The organism is Propioniciclava soli (assembly GCF_038502305.1).
Classification (GTDB): Bacteria; Actinomycetota; Actinomycetes; order Propionibacteriales; family Propionibacteriaceae; genus Propioniciclava; species Propioniciclava soli.
The window spans coordinates 1,718,455-1,745,184 of the sequence record NZ_CP115965.1 but is presented as its reverse complement, the minus strand read 5'-3'; the positions used below and the strand labels follow the sequence as shown (position 1 = coordinate 1,745,184).

Sequence of the window (26,730 nt, the reverse complement as noted above, 5' to 3'; positions counted from 1 at the left end):
TGAGCCTTCACCCAGAACGCGCGCGGGTGACACGCCGCCCCGTCAGGCTCCGTGAACCAGCTCCCCCCGCAGCCAGGTCTGCTGGATCCGGAGGTCGCCGAGTGCATCCGTGGGTACGGCGAACGGGTCGGCGTCCAGCACCACGAACGAGGCGTCGTAGCCGGGCGCGAGGCGTCCGACGCCCCGCAGCTGCGTGATCTGGGCGGCGCGGCCGGTGTACAGCTCGAGCGCCTCGCCGACGCCGATCGCCTGGGACGGGGTGAACGCCGAGCCGTCCCACGTCCGCCGGTCGACCGCCGCGCGGATGGAGGTGAACGGGTTGTCGCAGTCCACCCAGGTCGTGGCCGGCGAGTCGGACGCCAGCGCGACGGTCGCGCCGGCATCCAGCAGGCGTCGCAGCGGGTAGGCGTGCTCGGCGGCGCTCGGGTTCAGGTTGGCCCGGTAGGACTCACACTCGGCGAAGAAGAAGATCGTGTGCGTCACGAGCCCGAACCGCATGCGCGCGGCGGCGATCCGCGCGAGCATGGCGGGCGTCACGAGCGTGCAGTGCTCGAACACGATCGAGGGCCGCTCGGCCAGCCACGGCGTGGCGTCGGCGAAGAGGTCCAGCAGGTGCGTGATGCCCCGATCCCCCATCACGTGGATGCGGCACTGGACGCCGTTCGCGCGCGCCCAGTCGGCCGCGGCCCGAAGGTCGTCGTCCGTCGCCGTGGCCAGGCCGTGGTCGTGGCTGCCCGGGTAGCACTCCTCCACCCAGGCCGTCCGGGAGGAGTAGGCCCCGTCCATGAAGACCTTGACCCCGCCGATGCGAATCTGGCCGGTGCGGTCGGCGTCCGTCACCGGGGGCATCGCGTCCGGATCCCACCCGAAGAACACCGCGACCTGCGGCAGGAAGCCGCGCTCCACGGCCAGCCGGTACACCGTCAGCGGATCGTCGACGAACGTCGCGAGCAGGTCGTCGAGCGCCACCAGCCCGAAGCCGAGGAAGTGGTCGTTCAGCGCGACCAACCGGTCCGCCAGGTCGGACGCGGTGGGCGCCGGTTGGTGCCTGGCCACCAGGTCGACCGCCGCGCTCTCGATGAGACGGCCGTCGAGGTGGCCGTCGGCGTCGCGCCCGAGGCGTCCGCCGGCGGGGTCGGGGCTCGCGTCGTCCAGGCCCGCCCGGGCCAGCGCGACCGAGTTCACCAGCGCGTTGTGGCCGTCGGCGCGGCGCAGCAGCACCGGCTGGGTGCTGGTGAGCGCGTCCAGGTCGACGCGCGTGGGCCCGCCGTCGGGGTAGGCGTCCTCGTTGTAGCCGAAACCGGACACCCAGGCGTCCGGCCCCGCGCCCCACCCCGGGTGGGCGCGCAGCGCGGCGAGGACGTCGGCCTTCGACCGGCAGGTCGGGGGCAACAGGTTGGTCGCATCCGCGAGCAGCGCCATGAACAGCGGATGGGTGTGCACGTCGAGCATCCCGGGCAGCACGCGCGCTCCCCCGAGGTCGATCACGTCGTCGGACGCCGCCGCCTCCGCCGGCACGTCCCCGACCGGCCCCACCCAGGTGATGCGTCCGTCCGCCACGGTGAAGGCGCACAGGGCCTCAGGGTCGACCGTCGGGTCGGCCAGGAGTCCGGTGAACAGCCGCGCGTGGGTGAACGTCGTCATGCCCCCATCGTCCCCGGTCGCGCCGGCTCAGGCCAACCACCGCTGCACGAACGAGGGGGGCTCGACGCCGAGGTCCTTCCACACGAACCCGGGGACCCGGCCGAAGAAGCCGCGGGCGAACGACAGCCAGGCCTCGACCGTGGCGACGTCGCCGTCGTGCTCGACCTCGAACCGGTCGCCGATCACCTGGAACGCCGCGGGCCGTCGTCGCTGCAGGTACTCCATCTGGCGGGGGTGGAACACGGCGCTCGCGAACCGGCCGTCCGCGCAGCGCACGGTGAACTCGCGGTTGAAGTCCTCCGACTCGAACCGGACGCGACCCCGCCCCCAGTCGCCGCGGGTGTTCACCGTGAGATCGACGAAGGGGAAGCCGAGCACCAGCTCGCACAGGTGTTCCTCGTGGTCGTCGACGACCGTGCGGGTCTGCATCTTGCCGTCGGGGCCGGTCTCGGTGACGGTCCGCCTGGTCCGCCACGTGTGTCGCAGGGCGATGGCCCCGAGCTCCGGGTCGGGGGCGATGACGACGTCGTGCGCCTCGTGGTCGAAGCCGCCCCCGGTGGCACGCACCGCGGCCAGCTTGGCGTCGTCGCGGGCCCGGTAGATCCAGCTCGGGTGGTCGGTGAAGCTCAGCTCGCGGGGCACCGGAGGCCCGGTGAAACCGCCGCCCCCGCGGCACCCGGCGTGGCCTCCACCAGCGCGGCAGCCGCCCGGCCGAGCTGGGGCACGAACGCGGCCAGGGCGTCCGCGTCGCGGGGGCACCCGAGACCCACGAGCGCCGCGCCGTCCACGCTGAGGGCGGCACCGCGCTCGGCGGTCAGCGCCGCGAGGGTCGGCGCCAGGATGGGCAGCGCGACGCTCGCCCACGCCGGATCGGACGCCCACGCCGCCCGACCCGCGGGTGCGGGGACGGGGGCGCCGGCGAGGCGGCTGGGGAGCGCGTCCGGCGAGCCGACGACCAGCGGCGGCAGCGAGCGCGGCAGCGCCACGATGACGGCGTACCCGGTGACCCGCTCCCGGTCGGTCTCGTAGGCCACCGCCGTGAACGCCACCCCCTCGACCGTGCCGCGCACCACCTCGCCCACGCGGCGGCCGAGGTCGCGACCGAAGGGCGGATGGTTGAGCCCGAAGACGGGCTGCTCACCAGGGTTGCGCTCGAACGTCCACCCGCGGCCGGTGAACTGGCGGGCATGGGCGATGCGCAGGCCACCCCAGATCGCCGCGCCGGCCGCGCCCAGCCCCAACGCGGCCCACAGCACCATGATCGGGTCCACGGCCCGCCTTCCCCTCGGTTGACCCCATCATGCCCCGTCGGCGTCCGCGTAGGGTCAAGGACATGGCCACGTTCCTGTTCGCCACCACGCCGGTGCCCGCGCACACGTGGAACGCCCAGACGTTCGCCGCCGGGCTGACCGCCGCCGGCCACCGCGTCGTCTGGTACGCCGGGGACGCCTTCGCCCGCGACGTCGCCCGCACCGGCGCGGAGTTCCGGCCCTTCCGGCGCGCCACCCAGCCGACGACCCGGGGCCTCGACCAGCTCAACACACCCCTGGACGTGCTCGACGCCTTCCGCTCCTACTTCATCGGCGACGCCGCGGCGCGGGCGTCCGACCTGACGTCCCTCATCCACTCCGAACGCCCCGACGCCCTGTTCACCGAGAGCCTGTGCTTCGGCGCCGGCCTGGCCGCCGAGGCCGCCGGGCTGCCGTGGGCGTCCTTCGGGGACGGCCCGCTGATGTACGCCGAGGCCGACACCCCGCCGTTCGGTTCCGGCCTGCCCTTTCGCACGGAACCCCGCCACCTGCGGCGCAACCGCGTCGTGTCCGGCGTGGTCCGTCGGGGCATGCGACCCGCCCGGCGCTCCTACGACCGCGCGAGGGCGGACGCCGGCCTGCCGCCCCAACGTGGCCCGGTGCTCCAGGCCAACCAGTCACCGCACCTGCACCTCCACGCGGCGGTGCCCGGATTCGAGTACCCGCGGGCGCACCTGCCGGCGCACGTCCACTTCATCGGAGCCATCCAGCCGTTCCGGCCCGAGCCGTTCGAGCCGCCGCCCGGTTGGGCGGAGCTGGTGGCCGGACGGCGTCGGTTGGCCGTGATCACCCAGGGGACGCTGCGCGACGATCCACGCGAGCTGATCCGCCCCGCGCTTCGGGCGCTCGCGCGGCTGGACGTCGACGTCCTGGTGCTCACCTCCCGCCCGTCGGAGGCCCCGCCGGGCGTGACCGCCGCCTACGTGCCCTACGAGCAGGCCCTGCCCCATGCCTCCGTGCTCCTGACCAACGGCGGTTTCACCGGGGTGACGATGGCTCTCGCGCACGGCGTCCCCGTCGTGCAGGCGGGTGTCACGGAGGAGAAGTCCGACATCGGGGCGCGTGTCGCCTGGTCGGGCGCCGGCGTCCGGTTGGGAACCTCGCGCCCGAGTGCGCGCGCGGTGAGGCGGGCGGTGCGCCGGGTGCTCGAGGACCCGCAGTACGCCACACGCGCCGCGGTTCTGCAGGAGGAGTTCGCGCGGTACGACTCGGGGCAGCTCGCGATCACCCTGTTGGAGGATCTGATCCGGTGAAGTACGTCCTGGTGAGCGTCGGCACGCGCGGCGACCTGCAGCCGTTCCTGGCCCTGGGCCGGCGGCTCGCGGCCCGGGGGGACGACGTGACGGTGACGGCGTTCGCGTCCCACCGCGCCCTGGTGACCGACGCCGGGTTGCGCCACGCGCCCCTGCCCGGCACCCCGGAGGGCACCCTGTGGCCCCGGGGACGCGCCGCGCTGCGGCTCGCGCTGTCGCAGCCGCTGGCGCTGTACGTCGCCCAGCGGATGGCCCTGCGTCGCGCCGCCCCGGGGCTGGCCCGGGCCCTCGCCGCGGCCGTGACGCCGGACGCGGTGGTCGTGGCCGGCACGGTGGGGGCGGGCGTTGCGGCCCTGCTGCAGCGCGACGGCCACCCCGCCGCGCTGGCGCTGTTCGCACCCCTGCTGCCCGCCGGTGACCACCGGGCCACCCTCATGGCGGCCGGACGCCTCGGCGACGGCCCGGCCAACCGGGCGCTCAGCGGGCTGCTGTGGGGCATGTCGAGCGGCTTCACGAGCGCCCTGGCCGGTGAATTCGCCCGGGTCACCGGGCGGCGACCCCCCGGCCCCGCGCGCGTGGCGCTGGCGTCCCTGCCCGTGCTGATGGCGACCAGCCCGGCGGTGTGCCCGCCGGCCGCTGAGTGGCCGGGCCGGGTGATTCAGACGGGGTTCTGGGCCGCGGCGCCGGACGCCCGGGTGAGCGACGGCGCGGGAACCCGCCCGCTGCTCGTGACCTTCGGCAGCAGCCCGGGCACCGACGTCGCCCGCGAGGGCGAGCTGGTGGTGGCCGCGGCCGACCGCGCCGGCGTCGACGTGCTGTGGCAGCACCCCGGCGCGTCGACCGGCCCACGATCCGACCGGGTTCGGGTGATCGGCGCGGCCGACCATGCCGACGTCGTGGGTCGGGTGCGCGCGGTCGTGCACCACGGCGGCGCGGGCACCACCGCGACCATGCTGACCGCGGGACTCCCCACGTTCGTGACGCCCCTGCTGGGAGACCAGCCGTACTACGGCGCGCGGGTTCGGGCGCTGGGGGCCGGGCCGCGACCGGTGCCGCTCGGACGCCTCGGGGTCCGCTCGCTGGCGCGGGGTCTCCAGCGCTTGGCCGCGGGTGGCCACGACGCCGCGGCGGCCGCGCTCGGGCGCCAGCTCCGGGCCGAGGACGGCGTCGGCCGCGCGGTGGACGCGCTGGACCGGCTGGTCAGCCGGCACTGACACCACGTGGCTCAGCGGAAGCGGCGCCCCTCGTCGCGGCGTTGGGCCGCGACGGCGAACGCGCCGGTCGCGACCAGACAGACCAGCCAGACGAGCGGCGTCCACCACGCGACGGTGCCGTCGGTGAGGACAGCCACGGTCGCGTCCCGGGCGGCGCGTGCCGGGGTGAGCAGGGAGACGGTGTCGAGCCAACCCGGCAGCAACCCGGGTGGGAAGATCAGCCCGCCGACGAGCCCGAGCGGAAAGACGACCACCTGCGCCAGCGCCAGGGCGGTGCGCGGCGCGACCGAGAACGCAATGCCGACGGCCAGGGCCAGGAACGGCAGGCCGCCCACCAAGGTCGTCACCCCGGCGGCCGGGATCCGCCACCAGCCGAGGTCACCGGCCCAGAACGGCTGCCCCGCGGCCGAGAGCGTGAAGGCCGCAAGCCCGAGCGGCACCAGGCTGGCGGCCACGAGCACCGCGGCGACCACGAAGCGCGACCCGACGGCCGCGGAGGCGGGCACGGGCAGCGTCCGGACGTACTGGCTCCACGGGTTGGCGCGCTCCTCCGCCACGGCGATTCCGTACCCGAACACGAACCCGGACAGGGCTCCGAGCACGGCGAGTTGGCCGGTGGCCACCAGCGACTGCACCGGATCGGCCGCGATCGTGCGCTGCGGCACGATGAACAACACGAAGGCCGCCACGGGGTAGAGCGTGTTGGCGATGAGGGCGGCGGGGACGCGGCCCAGCTCGCGCAGGTGCGCGGCGGTGTGCGCGGCCACCAGGGTGAGGGGGCTCACGCCCTCCGGTGCGACCTGCGTCGTGGGGGGATGCGAGCTCACGACTCCTCCGATCCGAGTGTGGCGACGACGTCGGTCAGGCTCGCCCGGTTGATCTGCAGGTGCGCGAACTCGACCCCGGCCCCCACGAGCGCGCGGACGGTTTCGTCGGCGTCCGAGGTGACGAGCTCGACCCGCCCGGGACCCAGCGCCCCCGCGTGGCGGACGGCGGCCAGGTCGCCGAGACGCTCGGGCCGCACGGGGGTGTCGAGGGTCACGGTGGCGGTGCCGTAGCGCTGCTTCAACGCCGCGATGGGCCCACGTTCGGCCACTGTGCCGCGTCGCAGCACGATGGCGGTGCGGCACAGACGCTCGGCCTCCTCGACGTGGTGGCTCGTGAGGAGCATCGCCCCGCCCGCGGCGTGGTGGTCGGCGAGGCGCTGCCACAGCGCTTCGCGGGACTCGGCGTCCATACCGGTCGTGGGTTCGTCGAGCACCAGCAGCCGGGGGCGCCCCACCAGCGCGAGGGCCACCATGACGCGGCGGCGCTGGCCACCCGACAGTGCGCCGCAGAACGTGCGGCGGGCGCCGGCGAGGTCGATGCCGTCCAGGAGTTCGGCGGTGGGCACGGGGTCGCGGTGGTGGCGGGCCACCAGCTCCACCACCTCACCGACGCGCAGCATCTCCGGCAGGGCGTTGGCCTGCGGCACCACCCCGAGCCACCGGCGGGCACTGGCTCGGCGCGGGTCGCGTCCGAACAGCCGGACGTCCCCCTGTGTGGGCCGGCGCAGTCCGCAGGCCAACGCCACCAGGGTCGACTTGCCGGCGCCGTTCGGGCCGAGCAGGGCGACCGACTCCCCCGGCGTGATCGTCAGCGAGGCGTCCCGCACCGCCCAGTGATCGCCGAAGCGGCGGCCCACCCCGTCCAGCTGCAGCGGCGCGTCGGCGCGCGCGGCACCCTGCATGGGCGTGCTCCTCTCATCCGGCCGGCGTGGCCACGGTACCTGTCGGGGCCACGCGGGTGCGTCCTGACCCGTTCAGCGGGGGTGGTGACGTCTGGCGCCGAAGCGCCCGAGGCGGCGCTCCACCCGAAACGCCACCGCAAACTGAACTTCGAAAAACTCGCGTGATGATGACATTGAAGAGGTGGGGGGGCCGCCCATAGTTTTGGCTCCATGCACGACGACGCCCAGAGCCCCCCGCCGCAAGGACATCACCCTGTGATGCTCCTGGTCGTCGCCGTGGTGATCGCCCTGGTCGGACTGGGAAGCATGGCCTCCGGGAGCGCCCAGGGAATGCTGCTGCTCGTGGCCGGCGTCACGCTGTTCGTGCTGCACCGCTCGTTCGTCGAGCCTCCCGTCGCGCCGTCGTCGTGACCTTGGGGTGACTCCGTGCCGCCGAATCCCCCCTCGGCGGCACGGTGTCAGCTCAAGGACGGTGTCCTTTCGAGGACGACTTCGCTCCCCTGCCGCAGCGCTGCTCCCCTGCCGTAGCGCTGCTCCCCCGGCAAACCACTTCGCTCCCCGGCCATAGCGGCGCTCTCGTGGCAAGGAGAGCGCCGCCTCGCGCGGGGAGCGAGGTGGTTTCGGCGGACGCCCCACGGGCCGCAGGGACGCCACCGCCACAGGGACGCCACCGCCACAGGGACGGAGTGCCCACCTCAGCAGGGTCACTGCTGCAGCGCGGCTTCAACCTCCGTGCGCAGCGACGCGACGGCGTCGGCGATGGAGGCCCGCTCGAAGAGCACGTCCTGGCTCTTGCGCAGCAGGATCTGCTGGAAGGTACTGCCACCGACCGGGGTGATGCCGCCGGCGTCCTCCACCTCCGGCTCGATCGAGCTCAGGAACTCGGCCACCTTGGCGTCCGAGGCCGGCAGGTCGGGGGCGATGGCCTCGCGCGCCGCCAGGTTCGGCGGCAGGCCCCGCTCGGCGGTGAGGATCTGGGCGCACTCGGTCGAGTTCGCCAACCAGTCGATGAACGCGGCCACCGCGGCTGGGTTCGAGGTCCGCGAGGACGCCGACCAGTACATCGACGCCTTGTACCAGAGCCACCCCTCCGACGACCCGTCCACGCTCGGGGGCCGCAACAGGGCCATGTCGACCCCGGAGGCGTTGTCGAGGGCCTTGATCTGGTTGGACCACAGGTACGTCATCGCCACGTTGCCGGTCGCGATGGCGGTCTGGTCCAACGGCTTGGCGTCCTCCTCAGCCAGCTCGGCCGGCGACTGGATCGACCCGGCCGCCTGCATGTCCAGGAGCATCTGCCAGAAGTCCTCCAGCATCGCGGGCTCCCAGCCCATCTGCCCGTCGGCGGTCCACTGCTGTCCGCCACGCTGGCGGGCGTAGGCCTTGAACAGGCCGTCCTGGCTGAACAGGTTGCCCGCGCCGTAGACCCCCGATCGCCCGATGCCCTGGGTGAGTTGCTCCGACAGCGCCATGAACTCCTCCCACGTCCAGGTGGTGTCGTCCGGCAGGGCGACGCCGGCCTCGGCGAACAGCGTGGGGTTCGCCACCAGCACGGGGGCGTTGACGCCCGCGTTGATCCCGAACAGGCCACTCTCGAGGCGTCCGGTGTCCGCCGTGCCGGGCGCGAAGCCCGACACGTCCACGCCGGCGCCTTCCAGATCGAGCAGGCCGCCGCGCTGGCCGTACTCGGCAAGGTACTTCTCGTCCATCTGAATGATGTCGGGGGCGTCGCTGGCCGCGAACTGGGTGGCCAGCTTGTCCCAGTAACCACTCCACTCGCCCGGTTCGGGTGCGATGCTGACCCCGCTGTGGGCCGCCTGGTATGCCGCGATGGCCTCGTTGGTCAGCTGGTTGCGGGTGTCGTTGCCCCACCAGCAGAAGCGCAGCGATGCGCTCTCGGGGTCCCCGCCTGTGGTGGCCGCGCCACCCTGCCCACAGCCCGCGAGTGCGAGGGCAGCGCCCGCGCCCGCACCCAGACCAAGGAACGTTCGCCTGTCCATGTGTTTCTCCTCGTTGATGGTCCACGTGACCGGAGGCACCCGGCCCCCGGCGTCATCGTAGGTTCCCACGGCCCGTTCGGACAGCCACCACGACGTCGCGGTGACCGCGTCTCTGAGGCCGGGCGTCACGCATCCCGGGGCCGCGTGGGGCGTCCACCCAGTGACGCCCCCGCGGTGGCCGGGGAGGCGGGGGCTAGCGTGGGGTCCCCGACCTCCCCGGGCCTCACCAGCGGACAGGAGCCACCATGACCGAGCAGACGGGCACCGACGTCAACGTCCACATCGAGGCCAAGGCCGAGACCCCGGCCGAACTGGTCTTCGCCGTGGCCGTCGCCCACGGCCCGATCGTCACCAACGAGGTGCTCGCGTTGACGGTCGGTGGTGAGCCCATCGACCTCAGCGAGGTGGCCGCGCCCGACGGTGGACGCCTCCACGTGGCGAAGATCCCCGCCGGCCCGATCACCTTCGACTACCGGGCCACCACGGACGGCTCGGCGTCGGCGGAGCCCGTGTCCGGCATCGAGGAGATCGAGTTCCGCCGCCCGTCGCGCTACGCCGAGTCGGACAAACTCGGCATCATCGCGTCCAAGCGGTTCGCCGGTCTGGAGGGCCAGGAGCAGATCAACGCGATCGCAGACTGGGTGCACGACAACCTGTTCTACGTGTCGGGCAGCAGCGCTCCCACCGACGGGGCGGTCGACACCTACCTCGCCCAGCAGGGGGTGTGCCGCGACTTCGCGCACCTCACCATCGCGATGACGCGCGCGTGCGGTTTCCCCGCGCGGCTGGTGGCTGTCTACGCGCCCGGGCTCGACCCAATGGACTTCCACGCCGTCGCCGAGGTGGCCCACGAGGGGCGCTGGCAGGTGGTCGACTCCACGCGCATGGCGCCGCGGCAGTCCTTGGTGCGCATCGTGAACGGGCGCGACGCGTCCGACACCGCCTTCCTCACCGTGCAGTCCGGTCAGGTGGAGTTCGGCGACGTGCAGGTCATGTGCGTGCGCCACGAGGGTCTGCCGACCGAGGATCCGGACGCGGTGGTGTACCTGGGCTCGACCGCCCCCTGACCCGGACGCGCCGGGCTCCACACCGCGCGACCCCGCCCCTGCCGCCAGGGGCGGGGTCGTTTCGCGCCCGGTCCTCCGGGCCCGCCTCCTCGGGCCTTTCCCGGCTCCGTGATGGTGAAAAGCCGTACGGGTCATATTGGTCGAGTTGGCCACACCAATATGGCTGTGACTTGGTTTATTGGTCGTCTCGAGCTTCCCAAGGCGGCCTCCGTCTATTAACCTTCTGGTCACGCGAGGAAATGAGAGCGCTCTCATTGCCCGCCTCCCCCAGAGTCGCCGGAAGGACCTCCCCCGCCATGTCAGCCCCCACCGCCCCCCACCGCCTCGCGACCGGACTGGTCACCCTCGCCGTCTCCGCGGCCACGCTGGTCGGGTTCGTCCCGTCCGCCACGGCCGCCACCGAACCGGCACGGGTGTTGCCCGTTCACCCGACCCTCTACCGCGGGGCGGACGCGCCCCGCCTCGGCCCGGGCATCCTGCCGCCCACCAACTCCTGGATCAGCGGGGCCGTGTTCAACAAGGACGGCCTCTTCGCCCCGACCTGGGTGGGCGGCGGTCTGGCGTTCCGCGCCCAACCCACCACCTTCGGCGTCGCCCTGCCCGAGGTGTGGACGTGGGGGGACAAGGCGGTCATCGCGAGCTGGGTGCGCAACGGCGATCCGCTCGGCTCGGAGAACCAGGCCCTCACGCTGGCGCCGGCCGGCGCCACCGACTACCGACTCACCCGCCTCGACGACATCAGCGCCGACCTCACCTGGTTCGCCGGGGCGAGCGCCGTCGGCACGCTGACCGCCGTCGAGGGGTGGCCCTACGTGCAGTACCGCGCCGCGTCGGCCCAGACGCTCGGTACGAACCGCGCGCTCACCCCGGCTGGTGCGGGGCACTGGACGTGGCAGGCCCCCACGGGCCAGGTGCTGCACGTCGTTGCCGGGCAGGCCAGCCGCGCCGCCGCCGGGGGGTTGACGCTGCCCCAGGGTGGGCTCGTCCATGTCTTTGCTGAGCCGCGGGACGCCACCGCGGCCGACATCGCGGCGCTGGTGGCCGGCGCCGTCCGCGTCACCGGGACGCGGGTGAGCCACGCCGTCGCGGGAGGGCAGGCGTCCACCACGTTCTCCCTCACCACCGAGGGCGGCCGGCCCACCGTGTTCACCCAGATGCCGCACCAGAACTATGGACTGACCACGCTGACCGGCCGCTGGGAGAACCCGAACGGGTGGGCCTCCGCCGTGCGCGGCACCACGTTCACCTTCTCCGTGCCCGCCCACACCAGCCAGCGCGACGTCGACCTCTCGGGGCTGAGTGCGGCCCAACGCACCGAGCTGGCCGCCCTGGTGCGGGCCGACCTGCCGAAAGTCACCCACTTCGTGGCCAACGACACCTACTTCGGCGGCAAGGAGCTCTATCGGGCGGTCAACGTCCACCGTCTCGCCGTCCAGCTCGGGCTGACCACGGAGGCAGCCGCCATCAAGGACGCCGTGGTGGGCCAGCTCGACCTGTGGCTCGACCCGCAGCGCTGCGCGACGGTGCAGGAGAAGTGCTTCACCTACGACGCGACGCTGCGGACCGTGGTCGGGCACAAGGACAGCTTCGGCTCGGGGGACAATGTCAACGACCACCACTTCCACTACGGCTATTTCCTCTACGCCGCCGGCGTCCTCGGGCTGGACGACCCCGCGCTGGTGACCCGCTACGCCCCCGTCGCCGACGCGCTCGTCGCCGACATCGCAAGCCCGACCGACACCGCCACCACCATCAAGCGCCGCTCCTTCGACGACTGGCGCGGCCACTCATGGGCGAACGGCACCGGCGGCGGGTTCGACGGGAACGACCAGGAGTCGACCTCCGAGGCCGTCAACGCCTGGGCCGGCCTCGACTTCTGGGCCCGCGCGTCCGGCGACGCCGCGCTCAGCCAGCAGGCCACCTGGATGCTGAGCACCGAGATGGCCACGGCGTCCGCCTACTGGTTCACGCCCTACCGCACCGGCGCCTTCGACAAGACCATCGTCTCGATGATGTTCGCCGGCAAGACCGACTACGGCACGTGGTTCAGCGCAGATGCCAGCGACATCCTCGGCATCCAGGTCATACCGATGGGGCCCACGCAGTTCGCCCCGATGAGCGCCCTCGGACGCGACGTCATCACCGAGGCCTTCGACGCCGTGCTCGCCCAGAACCCCCAAGTGAGCGGCCGCAGCCATCTCATCGACTGGAACATCATGCTGCTCTCCCTCGCCGATCGTCAGCGGGCGACCGCCCTGGCGGCGCGGCTGAGCGATGCTGACATCGACAACGGCAACACGCGCTCCTACCTCTACGCCGTGGTCGCCTCCGGACGCGCGCGGGACGACGCGCGGCGGGCCGGATCGCCGCCCTCCCCTGTCCCGACGCCCACGCCGATTCCGACGCCCACGCCGATTCCGACGCCGACCCCCGTGCCGACGTCGACACCCCCCGCCCCCTCACCCACCCCCACGGTGCCGGCGCGGGCCGGTGACCCCTACGCGGGGTTCGCAGCGAACACCGCGACGGCGTCCTCCCTGGCAACGGATGCCGCGGGCACGGCCCGCGCGCGTCACAACGACTGGGTGACGTTCCGGCTCGATTTCGGCTCGGGCGGGTACACCGACGCCGTGCTGCGGCTCGCCTCGGGAGCCGAGGGTGGGGCGTCCGGGCTCGTCGAGATCCGTGACGGTGGGGCGACCGGCCGGGTGCTGGGCAGCCTGGCGGTCGGCAACACGGGCGGCTGGGACGCGTGGCGCTCGATTCCGCTGAACGTGGACGCCTCACTCACCGGCGTCCGGGATGTGACGGTCACGTTCACCTCCGGCCAACCGGCTCCCTTCGCGCGGCTCGCGTCCGGGCAGTTCCGCGGGCGGGTGGCAAGCCCCGCACCGACCGCCGCACCCACGCCGGTGCCGACCGCCACACCGACCCCCACGTCGCCGGCGCCCACCGCTCCGCCGGCGACCCCGGTGGACGCGTTCAGCCCCATCGCCGCCACGGCGGCGGTGGCGCACGCGGGCGTCACCTGGCAGGGGCGCACCACCGGCCCCCTCGCCACGGGGGCGTGGCTGGCGTTCGACGTCGAGTTCGGCGCCGGCACGTCGCGTGACGTCGTGGCCCGCGTGGCCTCGGGCGCCCCGGGCGGGGTCTCCGGGCTGGTGCAGGTGCGCGTCGGGAGCCCGACCGCAGCACCGGTCGGCTCCATGGCGGTCGGCAACACCGGCGGCTGGGGGTCGTGGCGCGACATTCCGTTCAATGCCCCGGGCCTCACCGGTCGCCAGCGGGTCTACGTGACCTTCGACTCCGGGCAACCGGGTGCGTTCGTCGCCGTCGACACGCTGACGTTCCGGGGCTGACTCACCCCGGCCCCTGGCACCGGACCCGGCCCCGGAACCACTGCGCTCCCCTGCCACCGCGGGGCTCTCCGTGCACGGAGAGCCCCGCTACGGCGGAGGAGGGAGGTGACCTCGGCGGGAGAGCCGCGCTGCGGCCGGGGAGCCGCGCTGCGCCCGGGGAGCGAGGCGGCGGCCGGGGATCGGTCACACACCCGTAACAGGGCGCGGGCCGGATCGTCGGTCCGGCCCGTTAGGCTGTCGGCCGTGACGATTCGCGTGGCGCTGCACCATTCGACCCAGTACACGTTCGACCACGAGGTCAACATCAATCCGCACACCGTGCGCCTGCGACCGGCACCCCACAGCCGGACGCCGATCGAGGCCTACTCGTTGACCGTGTCGCCGCCGACCCACTTCCTCAACTGGCAGCAGGACCCGTTCGGCAACTACATCGCGCGCCTGGTGTTCCCCGAGCCGGCCGACCACCTCTCGATCACGGTCGACCTGGTGGCCGACATGACGGTCATCAACCCGTTCGACTTCTTCGTCGAGGAGTACGCGGAGAACTTCCCCTTCACCTACCCCGACGCGCTGCGCGAGGACCTGGCGCCCTATCTCCGCCCGGTCCCGGCCGGGGGTGAGGCGTCCGCCGAGGAAGACGAGGTCGACGCCTGGATCGAGCGCCGCATCGCCCCGCTGGGGGTGACGGCCGGCGACACGCGCATCGTGGACTTCCTGGTCGCGGTCAACACGGCGATCCAGCAGGACATCGCCTACACCGTCCGTCTCGAGACGGGCGTCCAGACGCCGGCGGAGACCCTCGCCAAGGCCCTGGGCTCGTGCCGCGACAGCGCGTGGCTGCTCGTCTCGGTGCTGCGCCGCTACGGCCTCGCTGCCCGGTTCGTCTCGGGCTATCTCGTGCAGCTCACGGCCGACCTCACGCCCGTCGACGGCCCCGCCGGGCCGAGTGAGGACTTCACCGACCTGCACGCCTGGGCCGAGGTGTACGTGCCCGGGGCCGGCTGGATCGGCCTGGACGCCACGAGCGGCCTGTTCGCCGGCGAGGGTCACATCCCCCTCTCGGCGACGCCCCACCCGTCCAGCTCGGCGCCCATCGAGGGCTCGACCGGGGTGGTCGGCGTCCAGTTCGCGTTCGAGAACACCGTCACGCGCATCCACGAGGACGTGCGCGTCACCAAGCCCTACACCGACGACCAGTGGGAGGCCGCGCGGGCCCTCGGCACCGCGATCGACGCCGCCCTGACCGACGCCGACGTCCGCCTGACCATGGGCGGGGAGCCGACGTTCGTCTCCGCCGGGGACACCTCCACCCCCCAGTGGGAGACCGCGGCCGACGGCCCGGAGAAGCGTGAGCTCGCCACACGCCTGGCCGACCGGCTGCGCGAGCGGTGGGCCCGCGGTGGGCTCACCCAGCACGGCCAGGGCAAGTGGTACCCCGGTGAGCCGCTGCCCCGGTGGCAGATGGCGCTCGCCTGGCGCGCGGACGGCGTCCCGCTGTGGCAGGACCAGGCCCTCCTGGCCGACCCGTGGGGGCCCGCGGTGCTGCCCGCCGACACGGCGGACGCCGACGCCACCGTGAGCGCGTTCACCACCGCGCTCGCATCGCGGCTGGGGGTGGGCGAGGAGTTCGTCACCCCGGCGTTCGAGGATCCGATCGACGCCGTCCTCGCCGAGGCGCGCCAACCCTACGGTGACCGGCCCGACGATCCGGCGCCCGACGACGACGCCTTGACCACCGAGGCCGGCCGGGCCGGGCTCGCCGCCGAGCTGGACGCCGCCGCCGGGCGTCCGGCGGGCTGGGTCATGCCGCTGTTCGCCCACCCCGAGGGGGGCTGGGGGACGACGCGGTGGCGGCCGCGCCGTCGCGCCCTGTTCCTCATGCCGGGCACCTCACCGCTCGGCCTGCGTCTGCCCCTGAACGCGCTGGCGTGGGGTGACCAGCCCGACGTCACCCACAACGCCGATCCCGACTCCCCGCTGCCGGCCGGCGATCCGGCCGCCGCGGCCCCCGCCGCGCGCGAGCTGCCGGTCTCCACCGCGCCCCGCACCGCGGTCGCCGTCGAGGCCCGCGAGGGGCACCTGTTCGTGTTCCTGCCGCCCCTCGACGCGCTGGATGACGCCGTGCGCCTCGTCGCGGCCGTCGAGGGCGCGGCCGCAGAGGCGGGCGTCCCGGTCGTCCTCGAGGGCTACCCCCTGCCCGGTGACGACCGCCTCACGACGATGTCGGTGACGCCCGACCCCGGCGTGATCGAGGTCAACGTGCACCCGACGCGCTCCTGGGCCGAGCTGGAGGAGCTGACCACCACCCTGTACGACGACGCCCGGCGCTCCGGGCTGGCCACCGAGAAGTTCGACCTCGACGGCACCCACACCGGCACCGGCGGCGGCAACCACATCACGCTCGGTGGCGCGACGCGGTTCGACTCGCCGCTGCTGCGGCGTCCGGACCTGCTCCAGTCGATGCTCACGTTCTGGCAGCACCACCCCGCGTTGAGCTATGTGTTCTCGGGGCGCTTCATCGGCCCGACGAGCCAGGCGCCGCGCGTGGACGAGGGGCGGCACGAGTATCTCTACGAACTCGAGATCGCGTTCGCCGAGCTGGAGGCGATGCAGAACGACCCGGCGGTCAACCACGACGTGGAGTCCGCCATCCGGGCCGACCAGGTGTGGGACGAGGACCCCGAGGAGCGCATCGAACGGCAGCGCACCTCGCAGGTGTGGCTGACCGACCGGCTGCTGCGCCACCTGCTCACCGACGTGACGGGCAACACGCACCGGGCGGAGTTCTGCATCGACAAGCTCTACTCCGGCGACCGCCCGGGCGGCAAGCTCGGCCTGCTGGAGATGCGCGGCTTCGAGATGCCCCCGCACGAGCGGATGTCGCTGGTGCAGGCACTGCTGGTCCGCGCGCTCGTGCTGCGCTTTTGGCACGAGCCGTATCGCAAGCCGCTCGTCCGCTGGGGCACCCGCCTGCACGACCGGTTCCTGCTGCCCGCCTTCGCGACCGCCGACCTGTGCGCGGTGGTCGACGACCTCAACGCCCACCTGGAGCCCCTGATCGGCGAGACGTTCGACGTCGCGTGGTTCGCGCCGTTCCTGGAGTTCCGCTTCCCGCGCGTGGGTGAGACGGACGCCGACGGCGTCCATCTCGAGCTGCGGGGCGCGCTGGAGCCGTGGCACGTGCTCGGCGAGGAGGTCACGCTCTCGGGCACCTCGCGCTACGTCGACTCCTCGGTGGAGCGGGTGCAGGTGGCGGCCACCGGCCTGGTGGAGGGCCGCCACGTCCTCACGGTGAACGGCGTGCCGGTGCCGCTCGCCAACCCGGGCGGCACCTGGGGGGTGGGGGTCGCCGCGTCGCCGGCGGCGCGCGTCGGGGGCGTCCGCTTCCGCGCCTGGGCCCCGCCCTCGGCACTCCACCCGTCGATCGGCATCCACAGCCCGTTGCGGTTCGACCTCGTGGACACCTGGAACGGCCAGTCCCTGGGCGGCTTCACCTACCACGTGGTGCACCCCGGTGGGCGGTCCTACGACCGCTACCCCGTGAACGCCGCCGAGGCCGAGTCGCGACGCAACAGCCGCTTCGTACCGGAGCAGACGACCGGGGCGGTGGACATGGACGCGTGGCCATCGGCGTCGAGCCTGCTGGCGGGCACCACCGGGGAGTACCCGGCAACGCTGGACCTGCGACGCTTCGACCGCGGCCGTCACTGACGGCTCGCGATGCATCCCCCGCACCCGCTAGGGTGGGCCGCCTCATGACAGCCGAACGCATGGAGGCCGGCAACGCGCTCCTGGAGGGCTACGCCGAGCGTCTCACCCACCCCAACCCCTCCCTCCCCCTCGGCACCCCCCGCGGTCAGGACGAACTCCTCGCCGACGGGGAGGTGAGGCCCGGGTCCGAGGCCATCGTGGACGCCCTGGGTCGCTTCGGCACCATCGGGCTGCAGACGCGGCGCCGCACGGTGGAGCGACTGATCTCCGACGATGGCATCACCTATGGCGGCACCGCCCCGAACCGGCCCCCCCGGCCGTGGCTGCTCGACCCGCTGCCGTTGGTCATCGACAGCCCCGAGTGGATGCGGCTGGAGGCGGGGCTGGAGCAGCGTGCCCGGCTGTTGAACGCCGTCATGGCGGACCTGATCGGTCCGCGCCGCCTGCTGCGTACCGGGGTCATCCCCGCCGCGGTCGTCGCGGGCCACCCCGGCCTGTTGGTGCCCGCGCACGGTGTCGCGCTGCCGGGGGTGCACAAGCTCCCGATGACCGCCACCGACCTGACGCGCACCGCCGACGGGTCGTGGACCGTGGTCGGCGACCGCACCCAGGCCCCGTCCGGGGCGGGGTACGCGATGGCGAACCGCCGCATCATCGCGCGGACCCTCGAGACGGTGCACCGCCAGACGAACCTGCGGCGCCTCCGCGGCTGGTTCGACGTCATGCAGGCGGCGCTGCTGAACGCCGCCCCGCCCGACGTCGACGACGTCCCCCGCGTCGTCCTCCTCACGCCGGGGCCCGGCAGCGAGACCAGCTACGACCAGGGGCTGCTGTCCATCCTGCTCGGTCACCCGCTCGCCCAGTCCGACGACCTGCTGATGCGTGGCGGGCGGCTCTGGCTGCGGACGACCGGCCGGTTGGAGGCGGTGGACGTGGTGCTGCGCCGCGTCGACCCCGCATGGTCGGACTCCCTGGATCTGCTCCCCCAGTCGCGCCTCGGCGTCCCCGGCCTGGTCGCCGCAGCGCGGCGCGGGGTGGTCAGCATCGTCAACCCGCTGCGCGCCGGCGTCATCGAGAACCCCGGGCTGCTCCCGTTCCTCGCCGACGCGTGCCGCGCCCTGCTCGGCGAGGAGCTGCTGCTGCCGCAACCGACCACCTGGTGGTGCGGTGACCCGGAATCGCGCCGCCACGTCCTGGCGAACCTGGGCCGGCTCATCATCAAGCCGATCGCGCGTGCCTTCACGGCGGCGCCGGCACCCGGCTGGCTCATGAGCGCCGCCGAGCTGGATGCCTTGCGCGCCCGCATCGAGGACGAGCCGTGGGCCTGGACGGCGCAGGAACCCCTCACCCCCGCCACCGCCCCGGTCGTCACCCAGGTCGGGCTCGAGCCGCGCAACGTGGTGCTGCGGACGTTCGGTGTCGCCCTCGGTGACTCCTACCACTTCATGCCCGGCGGCCTGGCGCGCGTCGCGAGCGAGCCGGACGCCTACATCGTCACCAACCAGTCGGGTGCGACGAGCAAGGACGTCTGGGTGCTGGAGGCCGACGGGACGCAGGCTCCGCGCGTCGACCTCGACCTCCGCGTCCGCACCCGCGCGATCCCGTCGGACGCCGAACTGCCCGGCCTGACCCCCCGCTCCGCCGACAACCTGTTCTGGATGGGCCGCTACGCCGAGCGCGCCGAGTTCGTCGCCCGCATGCTGCTGGTCTCCGACAACATGGTGGAGGACCACGCGCGTCACCCCCACACCCCCGGGCACACCGCCATGCGGGCCATGCTGACGTCCGTCACGGAGGTCACCACGGTGCGGCCCGGCTTCACCGGGCCAGGCAGCGAGGAGCGGCTCGCCAACCCGCTCCCGCACCTGGCAGCGCTGCTGCTCGACAGCTACGTGCCGGGCACCGTGGCCAACAGCGTGGTGCGCGCCGTGAGCGCGGCGACCGACGTCCGCGAGCTGCTGAGCCTCGACACCTCCAGCGTGCTCTCACGGTTGCAGCGGGCCATCGACGACGCCCGCGCCGAGGGTGGGGACGTCCCGATCCAGCTCGTGGCCCTGCGGACGCTCGACTCCACGCTCGCCCTCTCGGGGCTCGTGGCCGAGAGCCTGGTGCGCGACCCCACGTGGGCGTTCCTGGACGCCGGCCGCCGGGTCGAGCGTGCCCAGACCACCGTCCGCCTGCTGCGCAACACGATCGCCCTCACCGCGACGCCGGTGGTGGAGCCCATGGTCGTGGAGTCCGTGCTGCGGGTGGGCGACTCGCTGATCACCTACCGGCGCCGCATGGCGGCCGGCGTCGGCTCGGCCCGCCCCGTGGCGGCGGCCCTCGACCTGCTGCTCGCCGACGCGACCAACCCGCGATCGGTGGTGTTCCAGCTCGAGCGGCTCCGCGAGGATCTCGCCCAGGCGCCCGACCCGCGTCTCACGGCGTCCATTCGGGAGGTCATCGGCTTCGTCCGTGACATCGAGGTCGAGGAGGCCAGCACCGGGCTGCGGCTCGACCTTGTCGACGCCCTCGTGGAGCTGGAGGACCGACTGCGCGGGTTGTCGGACGCCATCGTCGCCACGCACTTCACCACGCAGGCTCCGCAGAGCAGCTTCGCCGTGGCCGAACTCAGCCGGGAGGACGGATGAGCGCACCCGAGCGCAACGCGCCGGACCACTACGCACCGCACCGTTACGAGGTGCGCCACGAGACCGCGTACACCTACGAGCTGGACGTGACGAGCTCGTTCGGTCGGGCGTGCCTGCGCCCACGCGAGACGGCCTACCAGCGCATCCTGACCCACGAGATCTCGGTGTCCCCCGAGCCGGACGTCCTCGACGAGCACACCGACCTGTTCGGCAACCACAGCCACTACGTGGAGATCCAGACGCCGCACACCTCGCTGGTGGTGACCAAGCGCAGCACCGTCCTGGTCGAGTTCGACCGGGTCGACCTTGACGGGCTCAACGCGATGACGGTGGCGGAGGCGGCCGCCGCGGTGGCGGCCGACGAGACGGTCGACCCGCTGGAGCGTGCGATCTTCTCCCTGCCGTCGGAGCTGGTGGAGCTGTCCCCGCCCGTGCACGCCTTCGCGCAGACGCTGCTGTGGCCCGAGCGCGGGCTGGGTGACGCGATCCGCGCGATGTACCACGACATCTACACCGACTTCACGTACTCCAAGGGTGCGACGTCGGTGAAGACCACCCTGCCGGAGCTTCTGGAGAGCAGGGCCGGGGTGTGTCAGGACTTTGCGCACCTCGCCGTCGGCTGCTTCCGTGCCGTGGGCCTCCCCGCCCGCTACGTGAGCGGGTACATCGAGACCTATGCGCCCCCGGGGCAGCAGAAGCTGGCGGGTTCGGACGCGACGCACGCCTGGGCGTCGGTGATGATCCCCGGCGGCCGCTGGGTCGACCTCGACCCGACCAACGACCACCTCGCCGACAGCCGCTACATCACCACGGCGTGGGGCCGGGACTTCCGCGACGTGTCGCCGTTGAAGGGTGTCATCTTCACCGAGGGCAAGCGCAGCACGCTGAAGGTTGGCGTGGACGTCATCCCGATCCCCGACCCCACCGGCTGAGCGCGTCGCTGCCCCCGCGGCGGCGCGGTGGCCGCGCCGTCGGCGTCCGGCTGTTCTAGGGTGGGAGCGTCACGAGGAGGAGCCATGACGCCATCAGACCGCCCCTGGGACGGCGGGGACGACGCCGAGCGCACGCAGGAGTTCGCGGCGCGCCCCGACACCACCGATGCGGAGCGGACGCGGGACTTCTCCCGTCACGACTCCCCCGACGCCGACCGCACGCAGGACTTCTCCGGTGCCCGGGCCTACGACTTCGACCGGACCCAGCAGCTGCCGACGCAACCTCCGGTCGTCCCCCACGACGACTGGTCCGACGCGCACCGGACCCGCGAGCTGCCCACCTACGACGAGCCTGCGGCGAACCCGCTCCAGCCGCGGCGCGAACCGGTGGCGGTGCCGGCACCCCAGGCGTGGGGCCCGGACGCCGGCGCGGCGCCCTACGCGACCCCGGGGATCGGGCTCGCCGGGGCGTCCGCCGCCGACGACACCGACCCGCACGACAGCGACACCTGGCGCTGGCAGATGGCGCGGCTCCACAACAAGCCGAGCACGGACTTCGGCTTGCTGCTCCTGCGCTTGTTGTCTCTCCCGCTGGTGCTGCACGGCATCCACAAGCTGGTGGACTTCGGCGGGTTCGCCGGGGCGTTGCGGGGCAACGCGATCGGCGCGCTGGCCCCCGAGATCATCGGGGTCGCCATCGTCGCGGGCCAGATCCTGCTGCCGCTCATGATCGCCGTGGGCGCCATGACGCGCCTGAGCGCGCTGCTGCAGGCGGTCATGATGGGTGCGGTGTACGCCTTCTGGGTGCTGGCCTCCGAGCCGGTGCTGAACCCGGCCACCGGGGGGCTCTCCGGGGAGGCGGCGCTCGCGTACGCGGCGCTGGCCCTGCCGCTGTTCTTCACCGGTGCGGGCCGGTTCTCCGTTGACCATGGGCTCACCACCGGACGCCGCGAGCGGACCGCCGACAAGCGGGTCGCCAAGGCCGCTCGCTGACGCATCGGCCCCGGAGACGGCGGGTCACGAGGGAATGCACAGCCCCCACCCGGCGTTGACCCGGGTGACCCGTGCACGATGCTCGGGAAGGAGGAACCCGAGATGCTCGACCCGACCACCCTGTTCGCCTGGGAGCCCCACGTCGACCAGCGTGCCGTGCACGCCGACACGATGATCGTCACCCTCGGCAGCTACACCGACGCCGGGCACACCCAGCGGCAGACCGACGAGCAGCTGCTCCAGCACCTGCCCAACCGGCTGCTGGGCACCTTCGACGCCGACCAGCTCATGGACTACGCGGCGCGCCGACCCTCGATCACGTTCGACAAGAACCACTTCAGTGATTACGCGCCGCACCGGATCGCGCTGCACCTGGTCTCCGACACCGACGGCCGCGACTTCCTGCTGCTGAACGGCCCCGAGCCGTCGTTGCAATGGGAGCGAATGGCCGCGGCGGTGAACCACCTCGTCGACCAGTTGGACGTGCAGCACACGGTGCTGGTGCAGACCATGCCCGCGCCCGCCCCGCACACCCGCCCGGTGGTGGTGACGCAGTACGCGAGCGACCCGGCGCTGGTGTCGACCGAACCCGTCCTGGGCACGTTCACCCTGAGCGCATCCTTCACCGGTGTGCTGACGCTGCGCCTGGGTGAGGCGGGCCACCCCGTGCTCGGGCTGCTCGCCCACGTGCCCCACTACATCGCCGACAACGACTTCCCGCCCGCGGCCGCGGCCGTGCTCCAGGCGCTGCAGGACGCCACCTCGTTGCGCCTGCCCGCCGACGGGCTCGACCTGGCGTCCGCCCTCGTGCGGCAACAGATCGACGCGCAGGTCACGCAGAGCGAGGAGCTGACCGCGATGGTCGAGGCGATGGAGCACCAGTTCGACGCGTTCACCGAGAAGCTCAACCCGGCGCCCCCGGCCGGGCAGGAGCTGCCCGGGGCCCACGAGATTCCCACCGCCGAGGAGATCGGCGCGAAGTTCGAGGACTTCCTGGCCGGCCTGGGCGAGCCCGGCGATGACGACCCCACCAGCGAGGACGACACGGCGGGCTGACTGGTCAGGCGCCGGCGGCCAGCGCGACGTACAGCATCGGAAGGCCCAGCCCGACCACGTCGAGCAGCACGTGGGCGATGATGAGGGGCGCCAGGCGGCGGTGCCACCAGTAGAGGGCGCCGAACAGGAGGCCGGCGAGGAACGTCGTGACGAAGCGGGCCAGCCAGGCCTGCGGATCGGGTGGGGTCAGGAAGAAGTGCTGCACACCGAAGAACGCGGCGGCGACGAGCCAGCCGGCCCACCGGCCCCAGCGGCGCGTCAGCTCACCTTGGCCGATGCCCCGGTACACGAGTTCCTCCGCCACGCCGATGGTCAGCGGCATCAGCGCCAGCGACCACACGCCGAGCCACAGCGGCACCGTGAAGCCACCCTCGGTGTCGGCCGGCGGGGGGCCGGCGTAGGCGACGAGGTTGCCCACGTAGCTGGCCGCCACGAAGCCGACCATCACGATGAGGAACGTCAGCGGGGCGCGCCACCAGTCGGAGGCGCGCAGCGCGATGAGATCGCGCGCGCGGCGCCCGTGACGGTGGAGCAGGGCCACGACCACGGCGATCGACACGAGGTCGACCGCGACGATGACGACGTTCTGCCACAGCAGCGCACCCGGCAGGGCGGCGGCACCGACCGCGAGCAGGAGCACCAGCCAGCTGACGGCCAGGAGGACGGGCCGCAGGGCGAGGACGCCCAGGACGGCCGGTAGGGGGAGCGCGGGGGGTGGCGCGACGGGCGAGGGGTTGCCCGGGACCTCGTGGAAACTAATGAGCACAACGTAACCACTTGCGGATATCGAAACAAGATGCATCCGGAAAAGGGACCCGGGGCGTTGCGTGCGCTCTGGCAGGATGAACCATGGCCAAGACTCCGAAGCTGGGCAAGAAGATCTACGAGGCCGAGCTGTCGCGCCTGCAGCGCGAACTCGTCGAGATGCAGGAGTGGGTGAAGCAGTCCGGGGCACGGATCGTCGTGTTGTTCGAGGGCCGGGACGCCGCGGGCAAGGGCGGCGCGATCAAACGGATCACCGAGTTCCTGAACCCCCGCGTCGCCTCCGTCGTCGCGCTGCCGTCGCCCACCGAACGGCAGCGGACGCAGTGGTACTTCCAGCGCTACGTGGAGCACCTGCCCGCCGCCGGGGAGATCCGGCTGTTCGACCGCTCCTGGTACAACCGCGCCGGTGTCGAGAAGGTGATGGGGTACTGCACGGCGGCGGAGCACATCCGCTTCCTGCGCCAGTGCCCGATCTTCGAACGCATGCTCATCGACGACGGGATCATGCTGCGCAAGTACTGGTTCAGCGTTTCCGACGCCGAGCAGGAGCGGCGCTTCCGCTCCCGCCTGGACGACCCGATGCGGCGCTGGAAGCTCTCCCCCACCGACGTCGAGTCGCTCACCCGCTGGGAGGACTACAGCCGCGCCAAGGACGAGATGTTCGTGCACACCGATGTCGAGCCCGCCCGGTGGAACGTCGTCGAGGCGGAGGACAAGCGCAGCGCGCGGCTCAACATGATCCACCACCTGCTCGACTCGATCCCGTACAGCCACGTCGAACGACCCACGCTGAAGCTGCCGGAGCGTCCGCCGAGCACCGGGTACGTCCGCACCGACCGCAGCCTGCTGCTCGAGGTGCCCCACCACGCGCAGAGCCTCACCGAGGAGCAGCTGCCGTCCTCCTACGACGACCCCGAGGACGACTGAGGGCCCCCGACCCGGGCCTTTCCGGTTGCCCGCACGATTTTCCCGCCGGGTCTGGTGAGAGCGCTCTCATGGTCACTAGAGTGTGGCTTCCAGACCGCGACAAAGGAGTTCATGGTGTCTTCCTCCCTCCCCCTGTCCCGCCGCCACGCCCTCGCCCTCGGCGGCCTGGCCGCCGCCGGCACCCTGGTGCCGGCACTGCCCGCCGTCGCCGCCAGCCAGTCCCCGCGCGCCGCCGTCCAGCCGCAGGCGCGCGAGGGCGTGCTCGCCGCGCGCGGCTTTCTCCGCCGCATGACGGACGCGTACCCCCAGGCCGGCAACCCCACCCTGCCCCAGAGCTACGCCGATGAGCTCGGGCTCTTCTCCACCGCCTTCGTCTACGACGCCGCCCTGGCGGTGTGCGCCGCGCTGGCGGTCGGCGACTTCCGGCTCGCCCGCACGATCGGCGACGGCCTGGTGTTCGCCCAGGCCAACGATCCGACCCACGCCGACGGGCGGTTGCGCCAGGGCTACAACGTCGGCCCCTACACGTTCTACGACGGGACGCCGAACCCGCACGGGCTGCGTCTGCCGGACGGCACCGCCAACATCGGGTGGCAGTTCGGCTTCCTGGGCACGGCGGTCGGCGACATGGCCTGGCCGGGCATCGCGCTCGTCCGGCTGTATGCCACCACCGGCGATGCCCGCTATCGCGACGCCGCGCGTCGCATCGCCACGTGGATCGTGGAGAACGCCACCAACGAGCGAGCCCTCGGCGGCTTCACGTTCGGCGTGAACGGCGGCAACGAGCGCCAGACCAACGCATCCACCGAGCACAACATCGACTGCGTGGCGTTCTTCACCCTGCTGCAGCGCATCGACAAGCAGGGCGACTGGGCCAGCCAGGCCGAGCGGGCACGGGCCTTCGTGGACCAGATGTGGTCCGGTCAGTACTTCTACACCGGCACCAACGACGGCGCCACGGTCAACACCGCGGTCCTCCCCCTCGACCCGCAGACGTGGAGCTGGCTCACCCTGCTCGAGCCCCGCTACGTCGATGCGCTCGGCTGGGCCACCGACGCGCTGGGGACGACCGACTCCCCCGAGCAGGAACACAGTCAGCTGCCGGATGGCCTCAGCCTCTCGGGCGTGACCTTCTCCGATGCCAGCCTGCGCTCCACCGCGTCCTACAACGGCATCCAGGTCAACCCGCACGGCGTGTGGTTCGAGGGGTCCGCCCAGCTCGCCCTGGCCACCCGCACGCGGGCGGGCAACCGACACCGGCAGACCTCCCGCACCCTGCTCGACAACCTGCGGGTGGCCCAGACATCCCTCGGCCTCGGCCAGCACGTCGGGGGGCAGCCGGTCAGCGGCGGGGTCGTCGCGGCGTCCAGCGTGATCGACTCCGGGTTCGGCTTCGGCTACTTCGGCGTGCAGCACGTCGGCGCCACGGCCTGGTACGCGATGGCCGAGCAGGGCTACAACCCGATGCGGTTCTGACCCCGCCGGTCAGGTCGCGAAGGGTTCCGGGTCGCCGACCCCCACCCGGACCACCTCGGCAGCGTCCCCGGTGAGGTCCACCACCGTCGTCGGCCCCAGGCCGGCGTCACCGGAGTCGAGCACCGCGTCGAGCGCGTGGCCGAGTTCGTCGTTGACCGACCACCCGTCGGTGGCGGCGTCCTCGGACCCGGGCAGGATCAGGCTGCTCGACATGAGTGGCTCGCCCAGGGCGTCCAGCAGTGCCCGCGCGGTGACGTGCTCGGGGATGCGGACGCCCACCGTGCGCCGCTTCTCCTGCAGCATCGCCTTCGGAGCCTCCCGCGTCGCCCTCAGAATGAACGTGTACGGCCCCGGCGTGTACGCCCGCAGCAGGCGGAACGTGTCGTTGCCCATCTCGACGTACTGGCCCAGCTGGGCGAACGTGCTGCACACCAGGGTGAAGTGGTGGTGCCGGTCCAGGTCACGGATGGCGCGGATGCGGTCGAGACCGTCCCGGTTGCCGAGCACGCAGCCGAGCGCGAAGCCCGAGTCGGTCGGGTAGGCCACGAGACCTCCGTCGCGCAGGATGGCGACCACCTGGGTCAGCGCACGCGGCTGCGGGTTGTCGGGGTGCACGTCGAAGTAGCGGGCCATGGCCGTCAGCCTACGACGGTCGGGCCAC

20 protein-coding genes are annotated in these 26,730 nt (G+C 72.9%); 12 read left to right on the top strand and 8 right to left on the bottom strand.

All coding sequences use genetic code 11. The features are described 5' to 3' along the window. Positions 1-42: 42 nt before the first annotated feature. The 3 genes from PCC79_RS07985 to PCC79_RS07975 are packed head-to-tail and all read right to left on the bottom strand — an operon-like array spanning position 43 to position 2,915. Positions 43-1,644 carry an amidohydrolase gene (locus PCC79_RS07985; RefSeq protein ID WP_342373491.1) on the bottom strand — a complete coding sequence of 534 codons (1,602 nt, stop codon included), beginning with the start codon at positions 1,642-1,644 and terminating at the stop codon, positions 43-45. A 27-nt stretch (positions 1,645-1,671) separates the two neighbouring features. Next, positions 1,672-2,286, bottom strand: coding sequence for a hypothetical protein (locus PCC79_RS07980; RefSeq protein WP_342373490.1), 615 nt, complete (start codon positions 2,284-2,286; stop codon positions 1,672-1,674). Beyond that, complete coding sequence (locus PCC79_RS07975; protein ID WP_342373489.1) at positions 2,271-2,915, bottom strand: hypothetical protein; 645 nt, start codon at positions 2,913-2,915, stop codon at positions 2,271-2,273. Before PCC79_RS07975 ends, PCC79_RS07980 begins: the two co-directional genes overlap by 16 nt. 62 nt (positions 2,916-2,977) lie before the next feature. Here PCC79_RS07975 and PCC79_RS07970 point away from each other — a divergent pair, with 62 nt between their 5' ends. Together PCC79_RS07970 and PCC79_RS07965 are read left to right on the top strand one after the other, a co-directional pair. Continuing rightward, the gene (locus PCC79_RS07970) at positions 2,978-4,207 is read left to right on the top strand and encodes a glycosyltransferase (RefSeq protein ID WP_232547984.1); all 1,230 of its coding nucleotides are present in this window, start codon (positions 2,978-2,980) and stop codon (positions 4,205-4,207) included. After that, complete coding sequence (locus PCC79_RS07965; protein ID WP_342373488.1) at positions 4,204-5,421, top strand: glycosyltransferase; 1,218 nt, start codon at positions 4,204-4,206, stop codon at positions 5,419-5,421. Before PCC79_RS07970 ends, PCC79_RS07965 begins: the two co-directional genes overlap by 4 nt. An 11-nt stretch (positions 5,422-5,432) precedes the next feature. Here the strand turns inward: PCC79_RS07965 and PCC79_RS07960 are convergent, their stop codons facing one another. Together PCC79_RS07960 and PCC79_RS07955 are read right to left on the bottom strand one after the other, a co-directional pair. Continuing rightward, positions 5,433-6,248, bottom strand: a complete 816-nt coding sequence (locus tag PCC79_RS07960; RefSeq protein WP_342373487.1) for an ABC transporter permease — start codon at positions 6,246-6,248, stop codon at positions 5,433-5,435. Beyond that, positions 6,245-7,150 (bottom strand): ABC transporter ATP-binding protein, encoded by a 906-nt coding sequence (locus tag PCC79_RS07955; protein ID WP_342373486.1) that lies wholly within the window; start codon positions 7,148-7,150, stop codon positions 6,245-6,247. The genes PCC79_RS07960 and PCC79_RS07955 overlap by 4 nt, the downstream gene beginning before the upstream one ends. Before the next feature lie 258 nt (positions 7,151-7,408). On the opposite strand from PCC79_RS07955, the gene PCC79_RS07950 reads away from it, so the two are divergent. Beyond that, the gene (locus PCC79_RS07950; protein WP_342373485.1) at positions 7,409-7,561 is read left to right on the top strand and encodes a hypothetical protein; all 153 of its coding nucleotides are present in this window, start codon (positions 7,409-7,411) and stop codon (positions 7,559-7,561) included. Between the two features lie 293 nt (positions 7,562-7,854). On the opposite strand, the gene PCC79_RS07945 is transcribed toward PCC79_RS07950, so the two are convergent. Continuing rightward, positions 7,855-9,150, bottom strand: a complete 1,296-nt coding sequence (locus PCC79_RS07945) for an ABC transporter substrate-binding protein (protein WP_232547989.1) — start codon at positions 9,148-9,150, stop codon at positions 7,855-7,857. Between the two features lie 245 nt (positions 9,151-9,395). On the opposite strand from PCC79_RS07945, the gene PCC79_RS07940 reads away from it, so the two are divergent. From PCC79_RS07940 to PCC79_RS07910, 7 genes are all read left to right on the top strand, one after another. Beyond that, the gene (locus PCC79_RS07940; RefSeq protein ID WP_342373484.1) at positions 9,396-10,217 is read left to right on the top strand and encodes a transglutaminase-like domain-containing protein; all 822 of its coding nucleotides are present in this window, start codon (positions 9,396-9,398) and stop codon (positions 10,215-10,217) included. A 296-nt stretch (positions 10,218-10,513) separates the two neighbouring features. Next, positions 10,514-13,576 (top strand): glycosyl hydrolase, encoded by a 3,063-nt coding sequence (locus PCC79_RS07935; RefSeq protein WP_342373483.1) that lies wholly within the window; start codon positions 10,514-10,516, stop codon positions 13,574-13,576. A 243-nt stretch (positions 13,577-13,819) separates the two neighbouring features. Next, positions 13,820-17,287, top strand: a complete 3,468-nt coding sequence (locus tag PCC79_RS07930; RefSeq protein WP_232547992.1) for a DUF2126 domain-containing protein — start codon at positions 13,820-13,822, stop codon at positions 17,285-17,287. 44 nt (positions 17,288-17,331) lie between these two features. Then, positions 17,332-19,920 carry a circularly permuted type 2 ATP-grasp protein gene (locus PCC79_RS07925; RefSeq protein WP_232547993.1) on the top strand — a complete coding sequence of 863 codons (2,589 nt, stop codon included), beginning with the start codon at positions 17,332-17,334 and terminating at the stop codon, positions 19,918-19,920. Continuing rightward, complete coding sequence (locus PCC79_RS07920) at positions 19,917-20,852, top strand: transglutaminase family protein (RefSeq protein ID WP_232547994.1); 936 nt, start codon at positions 19,917-19,919, stop codon at positions 20,850-20,852. Before PCC79_RS07925 ends, PCC79_RS07920 begins: the two co-directional genes overlap by 4 nt. An 84-nt stretch (positions 20,853-20,936) precedes the next feature. Beyond that, positions 20,937-21,845 carry a DoxX family protein gene (locus PCC79_RS07915; protein ID WP_232547995.1) on the top strand — a complete coding sequence of 303 codons (909 nt, stop codon included), beginning with the start codon at positions 20,937-20,939 and terminating at the stop codon, positions 21,843-21,845. A gap of 102 nt (positions 21,846-21,947) precedes the next feature. After that, entirely contained in the window at positions 21,948-22,901 is a 954-nt protein-coding gene (locus PCC79_RS07910; protein ID WP_232547996.1) for a PAC2 family protein, read from the top strand. Between the two features lie 4 nt (positions 22,902-22,905). Here the strand turns inward: PCC79_RS07910 and PCC79_RS07905 are convergent, their stop codons facing one another. Beyond that, positions 22,906-23,667: a type II CAAX endopeptidase family protein gene (locus PCC79_RS07905; protein ID WP_342373482.1), complete on the bottom strand. Its 762-nt coding sequence runs from the start codon at positions 23,665-23,667 to the stop codon at positions 22,906-22,908. A gap of 83 nt (positions 23,668-23,750) precedes the next feature. Between PCC79_RS07905 and ppk2 the strand changes: the two genes are divergently transcribed. Together ppk2 and PCC79_RS07895 are read left to right on the top strand one after the other, a co-directional pair. Further along, on the top strand, positions 23,751-24,593 hold the full coding sequence (gene ppk2 / locus PCC79_RS07900; protein WP_232547998.1) for a polyphosphate kinase 2: 843 nt from the start codon (positions 23,751-23,753) through the stop codon (positions 24,591-24,593). Positions 24,594-24,707: 114 nt separating this feature from the next. Then, entirely contained in the window at positions 24,708-26,069 is a 1,362-nt protein-coding gene (locus PCC79_RS07895; protein WP_342373481.1) for a hypothetical protein, read from the top strand. A 9-nt stretch (positions 26,070-26,078) separates the two neighbouring features. On the opposite strand, the gene PCC79_RS07890 is transcribed toward PCC79_RS07895, so the two are convergent. Further along, positions 26,079-26,702 carry an L-threonylcarbamoyladenylate synthase gene (locus tag PCC79_RS07890; RefSeq protein ID WP_342373480.1) on the bottom strand — a complete coding sequence of 208 codons (624 nt, stop codon included), beginning with the start codon at positions 26,700-26,702 and terminating at the stop codon, positions 26,079-26,081. Positions 26,703-26,730 lie beyond the last annotated feature (28 nt).

Bases quoted from the DNA above. Each gene is read 5' to 3' on its own strand.
- PCC79_RS07985 (WP_342373491.1), bottom strand. From the start codon at position 1,644: ATGACGACGTTCACCCACGCGCGGCTGTTCACCGGACTCCTGGCCGAC.
- PCC79_RS07970 (WP_232547984.1), top strand. From the start codon at position 2,978: ATGGCCACGTTCCTGTTCGCCACCACGCCGGTGCCCGCGCACACGTGG.
- PCC79_RS07955 (WP_342373486.1), bottom strand. From the start codon at position 7,150: ATGCAGGGTGCCGCGCGCGCCGACGCGCCGCTGCAGCTGGACGGGGTG.
- PCC79_RS07950 (WP_342373485.1), top strand. From the start codon at position 7,409: ATGCTCCTGGTCGTCGCCGTGGTGATCGCCCTGGTCGGACTGGGAAGC.
- PCC79_RS07945 (WP_232547989.1), bottom strand. From the start codon at position 9,150: ATGGACAGGCGAACGTTCCTTGGTCTGGGTGCGGGCGCGGGCGCTGCC.
- PCC79_RS07940 (WP_342373484.1), top strand. From the start codon at position 9,396: ATGACCGAGCAGACGGGCACCGACGTCAACGTCCACATCGAGGCCAAG.
- PCC79_RS07935 (WP_342373483.1), top strand. From the start codon at position 10,514: ATGTCAGCCCCCACCGCCCCCCACCGCCTCGCGACCGGACTGGTCACC.
- PCC79_RS07925 (WP_232547993.1), top strand. From the start codon at position 17,332: ATGACAGCCGAACGCATGGAGGCCGGCAACGCGCTCCTGGAGGGCTAC.
- PCC79_RS07920 (WP_232547994.1), top strand. From the start codon at position 19,917: ATGAGCGCACCCGAGCGCAACGCGCCGGACCACTACGCACCGCACCGT.
- PCC79_RS07915 (WP_232547995.1), top strand. From the start codon at position 20,937: ATGACGCCATCAGACCGCCCCTGGGACGGCGGGGACGACGCCGAGCGC.
- PCC79_RS07910 (WP_232547996.1), top strand. From the start codon at position 21,948: ATGCTCGACCCGACCACCCTGTTCGCCTGGGAGCCCCACGTCGACCAG.
- ppk2 (WP_232547998.1), top strand. From the start codon at position 23,751: ATGGCCAAGACTCCGAAGCTGGGCAAGAAGATCTACGAGGCCGAGCTG.
- PCC79_RS07890 (WP_342373480.1), bottom strand. From the start codon at position 26,702: ATGGCCCGCTACTTCGACGTGCACCCCGACAACCCGCAGCCGCGTGCG.